This is a genomic window from Nitrosopumilus oxyclinae (genome assembly GCF_013407165.1).
Classification (GTDB): Archaea; Thermoproteota; Nitrososphaeria; order Nitrososphaerales; family Nitrosopumilaceae; genus Nitrosopumilus; species Nitrosopumilus oxyclinae.
The window spans coordinates 1,203,437-1,216,862 of sequence record NZ_CP026994.1 but is presented as its reverse complement, the minus strand read 5'-3'; the positions used below and the strand labels follow the sequence as shown (position 1 = coordinate 1,216,862).

The window sequence follows — 13,426 nt, the reverse complement described above, 5'->3', positions numbered from 1 at the left end:
AGATGACTGAGCTAAAAATTCAGCACATCCTAACTCTTTCATATTTACTTTCAAAAGGTGCCAAATACAACTATGTTTCAATCACTACTTCATCTTTAGGAAAAAATATCAAAAAATCACAACAGGCAGCCTCGAAACATCTTCTAGAATTAGAACAAAATCAATTCATTGAGAGAATAATTAGTGGACGAAATATCTCTGTAAAAATTACTTCAAAAGGATATTCTGAAATGGTAAAACTTTCAGCAATATTACAAAAAAGTCTTGATTCTTCTCCTTCTCATGTTGAACTCAAGGGAACTTTAGTTTCTGGAATGGGTGAAGGTGCATACTATATGGGATTAAAGGGATACACGAAACAATTCCAATCTAAAATTGGATATGTTCCATATCCTGGAACTCTTAATGTTAGATTGGATCAAAAAATTCATCAAGAAGCAATTAAACAATTTGAAACCTTGAATGGTGTAAAAATTAATAGCTTTTCAGATGGAAAGAGAACTTATGGTTGGGTGAAATGCTTTAATGCAAAATTAAACAACTCTACAAATTGTGAATTAATAATTCTTGAGCGTACACATCATGATGATTCTATTATAGAATTGATTTCAAAATCATGTATGCGAAAAACTGCAAAACTAAAAGATGGTTCGAAAGTTTCTATAAAAATTCCAATAAATTCCTAAATTCCATGAATAGATTCGCCATACTCTTTCTGAATTTTTGAACTAGAACTCTCAGGTATTGGGGATTGTAATCTTGCAACTTTTGCATCAAGTTGTATTTTTTTACATCCTTCTGTTATGAATTTCTCTTGATGAACTTGATCATATCCTAATGCAATAATTTGTGGTTTTACATGATTTACAGTTTTGAATATGTCGTTTTCTTGTCCAATTAAACAAAGATCTACCATTGATAATGAATTTACTAATTCTTGTCTTTGTTCTTGTACATGAAGTGGTTTTCTTTTTTTCATTTTAACTGCTGTATTGTCAGTTGCAACTACAACAACTAAAACATCGCCTAGATCTTTTGCTGCATTTAATGTGTGAATATGCCCTGGATGAATAATATCAAAAACCCCTCCTGCTAATACAACACATAGTGATTTTCTTCCTTTTTCAGTAATTGATTTTCTATCTTCATTAACCAATTGGTTTTTGATTAAATTGTTAATTTCTCCATTGATCAAATCTTCAGAAAGCATGGTTTTTTTCTTGAGTATCTCAAATACTTCTTTCCCCTCAATTTGACAGACATACATGATGGATAGTATGGTTTTTTGAATTTGCTCCAATGTTTTTTCTATTTTTGACCCACTCTTTAATTCATCGCTAAAAATTACATCTTTGGATCAAGGCCTTTTGCCAATCTCAATGCATCAACAAGACCATCTGCATACCCTATACTCAATATTGCTACTTCATCTTGACCATCTTCTAGAAATTTTTCTGCATCCTTGACATACAATTCTGCATTTTCTAAAATTCCTTGAAATTCTTTTTGATCTTTGTATAGTGGTCCTACTTCCTCTAGTGCTTCTCGAACCATTGGAACATATTTTTTCATCATTTGGATGGATATCTTTTTTGTTTTTTCTGTATTGTCAAATGGTTCATCAATACATTCTCCGAATAATTTCAAAGCATCTGACTCAGTAAAATGTAATCTGCCTGGAATAATTACAGTATGTGGGGGCTTGCCAAAGTCAATTTTCTTCAAACTTGATATTTTACCTGAAATAATTTTTTGATCTTTGAACCCTATCCTGGATGCTACAATTACATATGTTGACGAACTGATAACATTTCTTATTTGACCTTTTTCAGTTTCTAATAATCCATTTAATGCATCTTTAGGATCTAAGAAAAAATTCTTGTCTTGATTGTATTCTAAGAGAAGAACTGTATGATTACCTTCAATGATATTTTTGTATATTACATAATATGGCGTTGTCAGTGATTTCATTTCACTCATTATTGTTGCAATTCTTCCCACTTTGTAAAAATGCAAACCGCACTCTCCTATCATTGAGGTTAGCGATGATGCTGCATGAATTGAATGCGTTTTAATTTTATCTTCAATTGCCCTTGTTCGTAGTTCTATGTGAGTTGTAGCGATGTAGGGATCTCCGTATGCTAATAAAACCACTTTCTTTTTCTTTGCATTTTTTAAAATTTCACTACCGTCTTCAACTAACCATCTCTTTGCAAGTTTGAATTCTCCTTTTGTTGCATTTTTGATTTTTGTTAAATCTGATTTCCCTATTGGACTGGTAAATTGTTCTAAATACACAATATCTGCTTTTGATAATACATCTAATGCCTCACTAGGGATAGACTTGAATCCAGAAATCCCTAAACCGATAAACCACAGCATTATTGATTTTTTTTGTCGTGAAGTCTTTTTAAATGCTGTAGTGTTTTCTTGAGAATTTCTATACCTCTAAGATATTCATCAACTGAAACTTTCTCATCAATTGTGTGGGCTTCATGAGGATCTCCTGGCCCATAAGTTACAACTGGAATTCCCCATTGATTTCCAAGTACATTCATGTCTCCTGTACCTGTTTTTCTAATCAAAGTAGGTCGTGAATGTTCAGTTTCCATTATGCCTAGAGTAAATGCTCTAACTAGCGGTGAATTATGGGGTGCTTCAAATGGTTCAGTTTCATCTAAAATAGAATAAAATGCTTCTACTTCTCTTTCTTGAGATATTTCTTTTACAAGAGTTGAAATTTTTTGTTCAATTGTTTTACAATTCATATCTACTGGAATTCTAATATCAAAAGTTGTTTCACAATCTTTCGGAGTTACATTATGACTTGTTCCACCTTTTACTTCAGTCATTGTAGCAGTAAGTAGCATTCCTTTTGTTTTACCTTCTTGGTTTGCTTCTAATTTTTCTTTTAACTCTCTTGCAAATATCATGGATTCTAAAATTGCATTCTTTGACAGCCATGGTGCACTTGCATGAGAACTATCTTCGACACTAATTTTGAGATTTATTGCCAACCTTCCCTTGTATGCAATTGTTACTTTTTTAATTCCACTTGGCTCCCCAAAAACTGCATAATCAATATCCATTTTTTTCTTGACTAAATTTTTAATTCCTGTTGCATTTCCTTCTTCATCTACTGCTCCAACAAAAATTATTGTTCCGTTATTATTTTGAATTGAAGCTGCGGCAAATAACATTGCCATTAATGGTGCTTTTGCATCAGATGCCCCTCTACCATAAAGTGCATCTCCTTCTTTTCGAACTTTTACCTTTCCTGGTACTACATCCATATGTCCACACAACATAATTTTTGGAGACCCCGAACCTTTCTTTGCAATTACATTGCCGACTTCATCTATCTGGATATCTTCAAATCCCAAATCATCACATTTATCTGCTAAAAATTCAGCCATTGGTTTTTCACTTAGGGATGGAGTATACAGTCTGAGTGCTTTCTCTAGCATCTTGACTGCAAATCTTGGGGTTACTGTAAAATGAGTGTCCAATTCTTACTTTTCTATCTTCAGTGCATAGTCTAGCATTAAGGAGGGAATATCTACATCACACACTCTAACTGTGTTTTTGTATTCTGTTGTATTGTTTACTTCATGTACAACTAGTCCTTTCTCATTGCTTTCCATCAAATCTACACCTACGATATCTCCTTCAACTGCGTGTTTTGCTTTAATACACATCTCTTCCATTTCTTGTGTTACTTTACATGGCTCTGCCACTCCGCCTAGTGCCATGTTTGTTTTCCAATGCTTGGAAGATCTGTAGATTGCTGCAACTATTTTATCTCCTACCATTATTGCTCTAATGTCTCTTGGTGGTCTTTGTACAAATTCTTCTAAATAATGAACTTGATAAATTGGATACATGTTTTCTCTGCTTTCAATAATTCCTTCAGCTGCGTCCCTATCATTTAATTTTGAGATTAATCTTCCCCAACTACCAACTGTTGGTTTGATTACTCTTGGATATCCTTCTGAATCTAATGCTTCTAGTGCTGCATCTTTTGAAAAAGCTACAGTCGCATCTGGTGTTGGAACTCCAAATTTTTTTAATAACATATGTGTAAATAATTTATTTCCTGCATACACTCCAGTGTTTAGACAATTGATCACCTTAACACCTAATCCTTCAAGAGCTGCTGTTGAATGTAAATTTCTATAATAACTAACACATCTCTGAATAACTACACCGTAATCTTCTGGTTTTTTTTCTAAATTTATAGCCAATTTTTTACAATCAACCATCTGGATGTTGATATTCTTTTTTTTACCTGCTTCTAGTAGAGCTTTTTCTTCCCAACGGATGGTATCGTAAAGAATGGTAACGTCAGGATTCACTGTCCCCAATCCTCGCCAACCGTTTGGGCCGGCTTTAGATCGAAACCGCTTGAACCTTTAGATAATTCAAAACTTGCGCCACATTCCGGACATGTTACAATTTCACCTTCAAGTGCATCACTTGGGATGGAAATATCTGCATCACATTCTTCACATTTTGACATATTTTCTCTTCATTACTCCTCTTTATTTATCATTAATTATCTTTTTTTCAATTCTGTCTTCTAAAGGGATCTCTATTAGATCACCCATTCTTAGACCCTTTAGTCCTGCAGCAACAGCCTTTGCACCTTCATCATCTTTTTCCAATCCTAAAAGGGACATCAAATAAGCAGCACCTGTTTTTCCAGCTAGTTCTCCAAATACAATTCTTCGTCTATTCCCTACTGCTCTAGGGGGAATTGGCTCGTAAGCCGCAGGATTTCGAAGGATTGCTGCAAGATGGGTACCAGCTTTGTGTTTGTAAGCTGATGAACCTACTATTGGTTTAGAATCATATGGTTTGATTGAAGTGTATTCTTCAATCAATCTGGATAGATCAAGTAACATGTCTAATCTGAAATCATTTGGTGATTTGTAAAGATACGTTAATGCCACTGCAACTTCTGCAAGGGGGGGAATCCCTGTTCTTTCTCCAATTCCATCAATTGTAGTATGGATTTGATCAACTCCTGCATCACATGCCGAAAATGCATTTGCAACTGCAAAGCCAATATCATTGTGAACATGTGCATCTAATGGGACATCTACTACTTCTCTTACCTTTTTAACAAAATTGTACATTCCAATTGGACGTAAAATTCCTACAGTATCTGGCAAACTAATTCTATCAACTCCTGCTTCTTCAATTGCCTTACATACTTTTAGTAAAAATTCTGGCTCTGCTCTACTTCCATCTTCAACTGTGAATCTAATTTTAAGTCCATGAGATTTTGCATATTCTACAGTTTCTACTGCTCTCTCAAGTGCCTCTTCTCTTGTAATTCTTAATTTATCTTTTAGATGAATATCTGAAATCCCTAAATATGCTGCACACCATTTTGCATCACAATCTAATGAAATATCTATATCTGATTTGAGTGCACGTCCGTGAGAAACAATGTCTGCTTTTAATCCTTGTTTGATAATTGTTTTAGTAGCTTCTTTATGATCATTTGATACTACTGGTGAAATTTCAATTTGATCAACACCGAAATAATCTAGCATCCATGCAATCTGAATTCTTTGTTTATTTGTAAATGAAACACCTGGATGTTGTTCACCTTCTCTTAGAGTACTATCCAAAATTCTAATTTTCTTTGGATTTTTTTCATATGCGTTGTATATGTTTGCATAGTGATTCGGATCTTTCATTACTAATATCGTTGACATAAATTGATGATATAAACATATTCGTACTAACTTCGTTGATAAAATGCAAAAATGATCCTAAATTAGTTTTGAAATTAAATTTTGAAACGAAAGTCGTAATTAGATAATTTTTCTTAAAATGATGACAGTGTTAGTATCAACTACCCCTGAAATTTTTCTTAGTGCATCTATGGTAGTATTAATTTCTGCAATGTTTGTTGCACTCATTATTGTTGTAATGTCATATTGACCAGTAATCTCATAAACTGTTTTTACACCTTCAAGCTTTGCAAGTTTTAGTGATACTTTGGATGTATCTGTTGCAGAATCTACTGAAACTAAAACAATTGCACTAGTTGAATTCTCTTCCCCAAGTTCCAAAGTAAACTTCTTAATTGTTCCACTGTCTACTAGGTTCTTTACACGTCTTCTGACAGCTGATTCTGATAGTTTTAGTTTTTTTCCAATATCTACAAATGATTCTCTAGAATCTTCTTTCAAATAGCCTATAATTTTTTCGTCTACTTTATCCTTGTACATTTCTTTTTTCTTCCTCTTCTGTTAGTACTGAATCAAGAGCATGTAAAACTTTTGTTACGTCATCTTCAGATATTACCAATGGAGGAAGTATTCTGAGTATGTTTCTTCCAGAATAGAGCATTAAAACTCCTTTTTTGATTAATCCCATTAAGATGTCTTTGACCTCAAATTTCATTTCAATTCCTATCATGAGTCCTTTGCCTCTCACCTCTCTAATCATAGAATGTTTTTCTTTTAATTTTTCTAAACCTTCTCTGAATATTTTTCCCATCTTATCTGAATTTTCAATTAAACCGTCTTCTGTAATTGCTTTGAGTGCTGCAGTTCCTGCTGCACAAGATATTGGATTGCCTCCAAATGTTGATGAATGCTCACCTTTATTGATTGAAGCCAAAATATCTGGTCTCACAAGAGTTGCACCCATTGGTACCCCTCCTGCAATTCCTTTTGCAAGACATAAAATATCTGGTGCAGTATTCCAATGATCACAGGCCCATAATCGTCCGGTTCTACCTAAACCAGCTTGTATTTCGTCAAAAATTAGCACAATTCCTTTTTCATCACAAAGTTTTCTAACTTCTTGCAAAAATCCTTCAGGTGCAACAATAATTCCACTTTCACCTTGAATAGGTTCTAAAATTACAAATGCAGTATCTTCATCAATTACTGAACGTAATGATTCAATGTCTCCATATGATGCAAAAGAAACTTTCTCTACTAATGGTGCAAATGGTTTTCTATATTTTGGATTAAATGTTAATGATAATGCTCCAAATGATTTTCCATGGTATGATCCTTTCATTGCAACCATTCCTTTTTTCCCTGTGAACTTTCTTGCAAATTTCATTGCAGCTTCAATAGCTTCGGCCCCACTGTTGTTTAGATGAACTTGTGTCAAACCTTTTGGTGCTAAGCCGATAAGGGTTTTCAAAAATTCTTCTCGAGTTTTATTGTATAGAGAACTGTGAACTGTAATTATTTTATCAATCTGCTCTTTGATTGCATCATTTACTCTTTGATTTTTATGACCTACCAGTGCTACTCCGTATCCTCCCATACAATCGATGTATTCTTTTCCGTCTACATCCCATACGTGTGATCCTACACCTTTTTCAATTGTTACTGGAAATCTCTGATATAGATTTCCCATAAATTGGTCTTCACTCATGTTCAATCACCGTACAATTATCATGTGCTATTGCTGATGAAATTGGATTTTCTCTTTGTCCATTTCCAATCAATGCTTCTTTTACTCCCATATCTAATGCTTCAGTTGATGCCAAAATCTTTTTTTCCATTCCTGGACCAATTTTTGGTCTAATTGCTTTTGCTTCTGCTAATGTTAATTTTGGAACAAGTTTGTCATCCATCAATAATCCATCAACATTTGTGATGAATAATACTTTATCACAACCAACTTTACCCGCAACATATGCTGCTGCCCTGTCTCCATCAATGTTCAAAAATTCTGACTCTTCGCTTATTGCTATGGGGGAAATCACTGGTGTTAGGCCTTGCTCTAAAAGTGATAAAATGAATTTTGAATTCACTTCTCTAATTTTTCCTGTATATCCGCCGTCAATTGCTTGTTTTCTGCCTTTTTCATTCACAATGAGCAATTTCTTTTTTCTATCTGCCTCTATGACCTTTGCATCTACTCCTGAAAGACCAATTGCATTAATGCCATTTTTCTGAAGCATCTGAACAATTGTTTTATTGATTCTACCTGACATCACCATGGTAAAAATTTCTGCAGTTTCTTTGTCAGTATATCTACTCTTAATGCCACTTGGTGATGTTACAAATTTTGGCTCTTTACCCAGTTGTTTACAAACTTTGGTAACTTCTTTCCCTCCTCCATGAACAATAATAATCCCTTCAGTCTCTGCAATTTTTTTAATATCTAAAATTGTTGATGGATGTAAATCATCTACTACACTTCCACCAATTTTGATTGTGATCATTTCTAAACCGGAGTTAATGGTGTATATCTTAGTCCGTCCATTTCATCAAAACCACACATTACGTTCATGTTTTGAATGGCAGAACCAGCTGCACCTTTCATCAAGTTATCTGATGCAGAAAGTGCAATCAATCTATTGTTATCTTCATCTAAATCAAATCCAATATCACAAAAGTTTGAACCTACTAAGAATTTTGGATCTGGGAATTTGTACAATCCTTTTTTATCTCTAATCAATCTGACGAATCTTTCTTCACCATATGCTTGACGGTATATTTTCCATAGTTCTTTTTCATCAATATCTTTTTTCAAGAATGTGTGATTTGTACACAGAATACCTCTAACTACATCTACTGCATGTGGACTCATTGATACACGAATTTTATGTCCTGCAATTTCACTGAGCTCTTGTTCAATTTCACCGGTGTGTCTATGTTTTGCTGGTTTGTATGGTCTGATTACACCTGCTCTCATTGCATGAGCAGTTCCAGAACCAGAACCTGCTCCTGATGAACCTATTTTTGAATCAACAATGATGTGTTCTTCATCAATAAGATTATTTTTGATTAATGGTGCAAGTGCAAGCATTGATGTAACTGCCATGCATCCTGGACAAGAGACTAGTTGTGCATTTTTAATTTTATCTCTATGTAATTCCGGTACTCCAAAAACTGATTTTTCTAAATAGTCTGGATGTGGATGTTCCCAACCATACCATTTGTCATATGCATCTTGATTATGTAATCTATAATCTGCACTCAAATCAATTACTTTGACTCCTCTATCGTAGAGTGCTTTTACAATTTCAGTTGCAGTTCCATGAGGTACTGCAGTGAAGACAACATCACACTTGTCTGTTAATTTATCATAATCTAATTCTGAGAAAGTAAGATCGGTAAATCCTTTCAAACTTGGTTGGATTCTATGTAGATACTCACCCACATGTTGTCTTGATGTGACCATTGCGATCTCTACATCTGGATGGTTTACTAAAAGACGAAGTGTCTCTCCACCTACATATCCTGATGCACCTACAACTCCTACTTTCATGATAAGACACCTCCTAAAGGAGTATAATTATTTTCTTACGTAGTTTAAAGCAAATTCTATCATTTCTTTTGGTATATTTCGCGTAGCAACTTTTGCCAATCCTTTGAATTCTACTGTGTTGTTGACTTCATGTACAACTAAACCTCTCTGGTCATCTTCCATCATATCTATTCCTAAAATCCCGCCACCCATAGCTTTTGATGCTTTTACTGCCATATCCTCCATTTCTTTTGTGATCTCACAAATCTCTGGATCTGCCCCTAGAGCGATATTGGTTTTGAATCCGCCTGAAGATTTTCTATACATGGCTGCAATAGGCTCATCTCCTACTGTAATTACTCTGATATCTCTTGGTGGTCTTTGAATTAATTCTTGTAAATAGTAAATTCTGTCATGAGGACTGTCTGTAATGTCTCTGATTTCAAAAACTGCTTCCATTGTATCTCTATCTTTTAGTGGCATTACACCTCTTCCCCAGCTTCCAATTACTGGTTTAATTACAAGTGGAAATCCCACTTTATCTAAATTCTCTGCTGCACTTTCACTTGAAAATGAAAAGTATGTTTTGGGTGTTGGTATATTATTTTTTTTCAAAAGTAATGTCATGAACATTTTGTTTCCACAAACATTTGCAACTTCAAATTTGTTTAATACGGGAATATCCATGAATTCTAGACTTGCGGTAAAATGGAGTCCTCTAAAATAACTTACACATCTTTCTAAAACAACATCTCCAAAATCAAAATCTTCTTTTTTACTATCTGTGTTGATTTGAGTGATTTTTGCATCTAACATCAATGCTTCATGTCCTAGTTCCGATGCTTCTTTTTGTAGCATCTTTTCTTCCGCTCTTAAGCGGTCAAAAACGATACTAACTTTTGACATTACTCTCCCCAGTCTTCGCCTACGGTTTCTGCTTGTTTAAGCTCGACATTTGCTCCGTCTTTTTTTGCGATTTCAAAGTCAGCGCCACAATCAGGACAGGAGACAATTTCTCCTACTGAGGCATCGTCTGGGATGTTTAGTGTTGCATCACATTCTGGGCAGTTCATGTTTTTGTAGACCTTTTCTTTTGTAATTTATTAGCTTCTGTTGACTGCATTCCCCATAATTCAACAAATCCTTTGGCTAATCTCTGATCAAATGTAGATTCTACTCCATAAGTTGCAATATCGTGACTGTATAATGAATTACCAGACTTTCTTCCGACTACTCTAAGACTTCCTTTGTACAATTTTAGTTTCACAGTTCCAGATACTGGCTTTTGTGATGTTTCGATAAATCCATCTAGATCTGTTTTTAGTGGATCTTGCCAAAGTCCAGAATACACCAAATATGCCCATTCATCGTCAATCATTGACTTGAATTTATTTTCATGTTTAGTGTGAACCATCTTTTCCAAATCTGAATGAGCTTCAATCAGACAAGTTGCTGCTGGAGTTTCATACACTTCACGTGATTTTATTCCAACCACCCTATCCTCAATATGATCAACTATGCCGACCCCAGCATCTCCTGCTTTTTTATTAATATATTCAATTAATTTTATTGGTTCCATTTTTTTACCATCAACCTCAATTGGAATTCCTTTGTTGAATTTTATTTCCAAGTATGTTGGTTTGTCAGGTAAGTTTTTTGTTTTAACCCAAATGAAAGCATCGTCTGGAGGTTCATTGTATGGATCTTCTAATACTCCTCCTTCTATTGCACGTCCCCACAAATTTTGATCAATACTGAATTTTTTTGCTACAGTATCAATTTCAATCCCGTGTTTTTTTGCAAATTTTAATTCTGTATCTCTATCTAAATTTTTATCTCTAATTGGAGCAATGATTGGAAGATCAGAACCTGATCTTAATGTAATGTCAAATCGTACTTGATCATTTCCTTTTCCAGAACAACCATGAGCAAGTGATGTGACTTTTTCTTTTTTTGCAATTTCTAAAACTTTTTCTGCAATTAATGGTCTAGCAAGTGCTGTTGCAAGACAATATTTTTTTTGATAAAGTGCATTTGCTTTAATTGAAGGAAAAATATAATCTGTGACAAACTCTTTTCTTGCATCAATATTGTAGTGTTTTTTTACACCTAATTTTTTTGCTTTAGATTCAATTTTTTTCCAATCGTCTCCTTGTCCAACATCCACTGTGACAGTAATGACATCCATATCATGTTCGTCTTGTAGATACTTTACAACGACTGAAGTATCTAGTCCACCTGAAAATGCAAGAATTCCTTTTTGAGTCATAAAACATCTTTTCCGTCGTATTTTGGAATTTATCTTTTGTGATGTGCTCAAATCATTTTTTTCAAAAAGTTTCTGACTAGCTTGAGCTAAAATTCGATGATTATTTAACCGCCAAATATAACGCTGTTTTATGAAAACTCGATCGGTAATTTTTGCCAGTATTGCAGGCATTATTTTGTTATCTGTATTGGGAATATCTTTTAGTTCTAATTCTGAATCTAATGAAAATAAAATTCGTATTGCTTACTTTCCTAACATTGGTCATGCAATTCCAATAGTAGGTATGGAAAAAGGATTCTTTGAAACCGATCTGGGAGAGCAAGTAACAATTGAAACTCGTGTTTTTGACAGCGGTCCTCAAGCTATAGAGTCTCTATTTGCTAATTCTATTGACTTGGCATATGTTGGTCCTGGTCCTGCAATTAATGGATTTTTAATTTCTGAAAACCATAACATAAAGATTCTTGCAGGAGCTGCAAGTGGTGGTGCAAGTTTCATTGTTCATCCTGAATCTGAAATAAATTCTGCATCTGATTTTACTGGAAAGAAAATTGCTGCTCCACAAATTGGCAACACTCAGGATGTATCATTGAGATATTATCTATCTGAACATGGATTGAAAACTGCTGATAAAGGTGGTTCTGTAATCGTTTACAATATTCCAAATCCTGATATCTATACACTATTTGTTAAAGGTGATATTGATGCTGCATGGGTGGCAGAACCATGGGCTACTATTTTAGAAACTGAATTAGATGGAACAAGATTATTCTTTGAAGAGGAATTGTGGCCAAATCAAGAGTTTGCATCTGTTCTTCTAATTGCTAATATTGATTTTGTAGAAAAAAATCCTACTATAGTTGCAAATTTTTTAGATTCACATCATAAAACGGTGACTTGGATTAATCAAAATCCTATTGAGACTAGAGATGTGTTTAATAATTTTTTAAATTCTCATTTAGGACAATCATTGTCTGATGATGTTGTAGATATTGCATTATCTAATCTTGTAATCACTGCAGATCCAATACCTGATTCTGTTTATTCATTTGCTGAAAAGGCTAATGCTCTAGGATATCTTGGAAGAAATGGATATGATTTGTCTGGTATTTTTTACTACTTTGATACAAATCCCATTGAAGGAGGAAATAACACATGACAAAACTTGAAGCAAAAAATATTGTAAAATATTTTAGTCATGATTCTCACAAACTCAAAGCTCTTGGAGGCATTAATCTCAAAGTTGAGGCTGGAGACTTTGTGTGCCTAGTGGGTCCTTCAGGATGTGGTAAATCTACTTTTTTACGCATAGTTGCAGGTTTAGAAAAACCTGATGAGGGTCAAATTTTGTTTGATGGTCGTAATGTTACTGAAACTGGGCCTGAAAGAATTATGGTGTTTCAAGAGGGGGCATTATTTCCGTGGTTGAAGGTTCAAGATAATGTGGAATTTGGATTAAAGATGGCTGGTATTCCAAAAGAGGAACGAGCCAAAATATCTCATAGATATTTGGATATGATGCAATTGACAAAATTTGCAGACTCTTATGTTTACCAACTTTCTACTGGAATGAAGCAGCGTGTAGCTATTGCAAGAGCTCTTGTGATGGATCCTGACGTATTGTTAATGGATGAACCATTTGCTGCACTTGATGCACAGACTCGTGATTTATTATTAGTTGAAATGCAATTGATTTGGGAGAAAACAAAAAAGACAATTTTGTTTGTTACTCATAGCGTTTCTGAAGCTGCAGTTCTTGGAACTAAAGTTGCAATTTTTAGTAATCGTCCATCTGTAATTAAAAAAGAAGTTGATAATAATTTCCCAAGACCTAGAATAACTGACGATGAATCTTTACTTAAATTTCAACAAGATATTTTAGCAGAACTTAGACCTGAGGTAAAGAAAAAACCCGAGTGA

Annotated in this window: 16 protein-coding genes; 3 read left to right on the top strand and 13 right to left on the bottom strand. The window is 34.3% G+C overall.

Features of this window, described 5'->3' with window-relative positions; all coding sequences use genetic code 11:
* Nucleotides 1-2 precede the first annotated feature (2 nt).
* Entirely contained in the window at nucleotides 3-686 is a 684-nt protein-coding gene (locus C5F49_RS07265) for a DUF120 domain-containing protein (RefSeq protein WP_179362332.1), read from the top strand.
* On the opposite strand, the gene C5F49_RS07260 is transcribed toward C5F49_RS07265, so the two are convergent.
* The 13 genes from C5F49_RS07260 to C5F49_RS07200 all read right to left on the bottom strand — a co-directional run bounded on the left by C5F49_RS07260 (nucleotide 683) and on the right by C5F49_RS07200 (nucleotide 11,506).
* A complete protein-coding gene (locus tag C5F49_RS07260) occupies nucleotides 683-1,267 on the bottom strand; it encodes an FAD synthase family protein (RefSeq protein ID WP_425489650.1) in 585 nt (194 codons plus the stop codon). The genes C5F49_RS07265 and C5F49_RS07260 overlap by 4 nt on opposite strands.
* Nucleotides 1,268-1,344: 77 nt before the next feature.
* Nucleotides 1,345-2,382, bottom strand: a complete 1,038-nt coding sequence (gene dph5, locus C5F49_RS07255; protein WP_179362330.1) for a diphthine synthase — start codon at nucleotides 2,380-2,382, stop codon at nucleotides 1,345-1,347.
* The gene (locus C5F49_RS07250; protein ID WP_179362329.1) at nucleotides 2,382-3,509 is read right to left on the bottom strand and encodes a M20/M25/M40 family metallo-hydrolase; all 1,128 of its coding nucleotides are present in this window, start codon (nucleotides 3,507-3,509) and stop codon (nucleotides 2,382-2,384) included. Before C5F49_RS07250 ends, dph5 begins: the two co-directional genes overlap by 1 nt.
* A gap of 3 nt (nucleotides 3,510-3,512) precedes the next feature.
* Nucleotides 3,513-4,355 (bottom strand): lysine biosynthesis protein LysX, encoded by an 843-nt coding sequence (lysX, locus tag C5F49_RS07245; RefSeq protein ID WP_179362328.1) that lies wholly within the window; start codon nucleotides 4,353-4,355, stop codon nucleotides 3,513-3,515.
* Entirely contained in the window at nucleotides 4,352-4,519 is a 168-nt protein-coding gene (gene lysW/argW / locus C5F49_RS07240; RefSeq protein ID WP_179362327.1) for an alpha-aminoadipate/glutamate carrier protein LysW, read from the bottom strand. The genes lysX (C5F49_RS07245) and lysW/argW (C5F49_RS07240) overlap by 4 nt, the downstream gene beginning before the upstream one ends.
* 22 nt (nucleotides 4,520-4,541) lie before the next feature.
* Nucleotides 4,542-5,708: a LeuA family protein gene (locus tag C5F49_RS07235; protein WP_179362326.1), complete on the bottom strand. Its 1,167-nt coding sequence runs from the start codon at nucleotides 5,706-5,708 to the stop codon at nucleotides 4,542-4,544.
* A gap of 117 nt (nucleotides 5,709-5,825) precedes the next feature.
* Nucleotides 5,826-6,245 (bottom strand): HTH-type transcriptional regulator LysM, encoded by a 420-nt coding sequence (lysM, locus tag C5F49_RS07230; RefSeq protein WP_179362325.1) that lies wholly within the window; start codon nucleotides 6,243-6,245, stop codon nucleotides 5,826-5,828.
* Nucleotides 6,232-7,413 (bottom strand): aspartate aminotransferase family protein, encoded by a 1,182-nt coding sequence (locus tag C5F49_RS07225; protein WP_179362324.1) that lies wholly within the window; start codon nucleotides 7,411-7,413, stop codon nucleotides 6,232-6,234. The genes lysM and C5F49_RS07225 overlap by 14 nt, the downstream gene beginning before the upstream one ends.
* Entirely contained in the window at nucleotides 7,406-8,209 is an 804-nt protein-coding gene (locus C5F49_RS07220) for a [LysW]-aminoadipate/[LysW]-glutamate kinase (protein ID WP_179362323.1), read from the bottom strand. Before C5F49_RS07220 ends, C5F49_RS07225 begins: the two co-directional genes overlap by 8 nt.
* A 2-nt stretch (nucleotides 8,210-8,211) precedes the next feature.
* Nucleotides 8,212-9,258, bottom strand: a complete 1,047-nt coding sequence (gene argC, locus C5F49_RS07215) for an N-acetyl-gamma-glutamyl-phosphate reductase (protein ID WP_179362322.1) — start codon at nucleotides 9,256-9,258, stop codon at nucleotides 8,212-8,214.
* 27 nt (nucleotides 9,259-9,285) lie between these two features.
* Nucleotides 9,286-10,143, bottom strand: coding sequence for a lysine biosynthesis protein LysX (gene lysX, locus C5F49_RS07210; protein WP_179362321.1), 858 nt, complete (start codon nucleotides 10,141-10,143; stop codon nucleotides 9,286-9,288).
* The gene (gene lysW/argW / locus C5F49_RS07205) at nucleotides 10,143-10,310 is read right to left on the bottom strand and encodes an alpha-aminoadipate/glutamate carrier protein LysW (protein WP_179362320.1); all 168 of its coding nucleotides are present in this window, start codon (nucleotides 10,308-10,310) and stop codon (nucleotides 10,143-10,145) included. Before lysW/argW (C5F49_RS07205) ends, lysX (C5F49_RS07210) begins: the two co-directional genes overlap by 1 nt.
* Nucleotides 10,307-11,506, bottom strand: a complete 1,200-nt coding sequence (locus C5F49_RS07200; protein ID WP_179362319.1) for an argininosuccinate synthase — start codon at nucleotides 11,504-11,506, stop codon at nucleotides 10,307-10,309. The genes lysW/argW (C5F49_RS07205) and C5F49_RS07200 overlap by 4 nt, the downstream gene beginning before the upstream one ends.
* A gap of 130 nt (nucleotides 11,507-11,636) precedes the next feature.
* Here C5F49_RS07200 and C5F49_RS07195 point away from each other — a divergent pair, with 130 nt between their 5' ends.
* Complete coding sequence (locus tag C5F49_RS07195; protein WP_179362318.1) at nucleotides 11,637-12,665, top strand: ABC transporter substrate-binding protein; 1,029 nt, start codon at nucleotides 11,637-11,639, stop codon at nucleotides 12,663-12,665.
* Nucleotides 12,662-13,426 (top strand): ABC transporter ATP-binding protein, encoded by a 765-nt coding sequence (locus C5F49_RS07190; RefSeq protein WP_179362317.1) that lies wholly within the window; start codon nucleotides 12,662-12,664, stop codon nucleotides 13,424-13,426. Before C5F49_RS07195 ends, C5F49_RS07190 begins: the two co-directional genes overlap by 4 nt.

Bases quoted from the DNA above. Each gene is read 5' to 3' on its own strand.
- C5F49_RS07265 (WP_179362332.1), top strand. From the start codon at position 3: ATGACTGAGCTAAAAATTCAGCACATCCTAACTCTTTCATATTTACTT.
- C5F49_RS07260 (WP_425489650.1), bottom strand. From the start codon at position 1,267: ATGTATGTCTGTCAAATTGAGGGGAAAGAAGTATTTGAGATACTCAAG.
- dph5 (WP_179362330.1), bottom strand. From the start codon at position 2,382: ATGCTGTGGTTTATCGGTTTAGGGATTTCTGGATTCAAGTCTATCCCT.
- lysW/argW (WP_179362327.1), bottom strand. From the start codon at position 4,519: ATGTCAAAATGTGAAGAATGTGATGCAGATATTTCCATCCCAAGTGAT.
- C5F49_RS07235 (WP_179362326.1), bottom strand. From the start codon at position 5,708: ATGAAAGATCCGAATCACTATGCAAACATATACAACGCATATGAAAAA.
- lysM (WP_179362325.1), bottom strand. From the start codon at position 6,245: ATGTACAAGGATAAAGTAGACGAAAAAATTATAGGCTATTTGAAAGAA.
- C5F49_RS07225 (WP_179362324.1), bottom strand. From the start codon at position 7,413: ATGAGTGAAGACCAATTTATGGGAAATCTATATCAGAGATTTCCAGTA.
- C5F49_RS07220 (WP_179362323.1), bottom strand. From the start codon at position 8,209: ATGATCACAATCAAAATTGGTGGAAGTGTAGTAGATGATTTACATCCA.
- argC (WP_179362322.1), bottom strand. From the start codon at position 9,258: ATGAAAGTAGGAGTTGTAGGTGCATCAGGATATGTAGGTGGAGAGACA.
- lysX (WP_179362321.1), bottom strand. From the start codon at position 10,143: ATGTCAAAAGTTAGTATCGTTTTTGACCGCTTAAGAGCGGAAGAAAAG.
- lysW/argW (WP_179362320.1), bottom strand. From the start codon at position 10,310: ATGAACTGCCCAGAATGTGATGCAACACTAAACATCCCAGACGATGCC.
- C5F49_RS07200 (WP_179362319.1), bottom strand. From the start codon at position 11,506: ATGACTCAAAAAGGAATTCTTGCATTTTCAGGTGGACTAGATACTTCA.
- C5F49_RS07195 (WP_179362318.1), top strand. From the start codon at position 11,637: ATGAAAACTCGATCGGTAATTTTTGCCAGTATTGCAGGCATTATTTTG.
- C5F49_RS07190 (WP_179362317.1), top strand. From the start codon at position 12,662: ATGACAAAACTTGAAGCAAAAAATATTGTAAAATATTTTAGTCATGAT.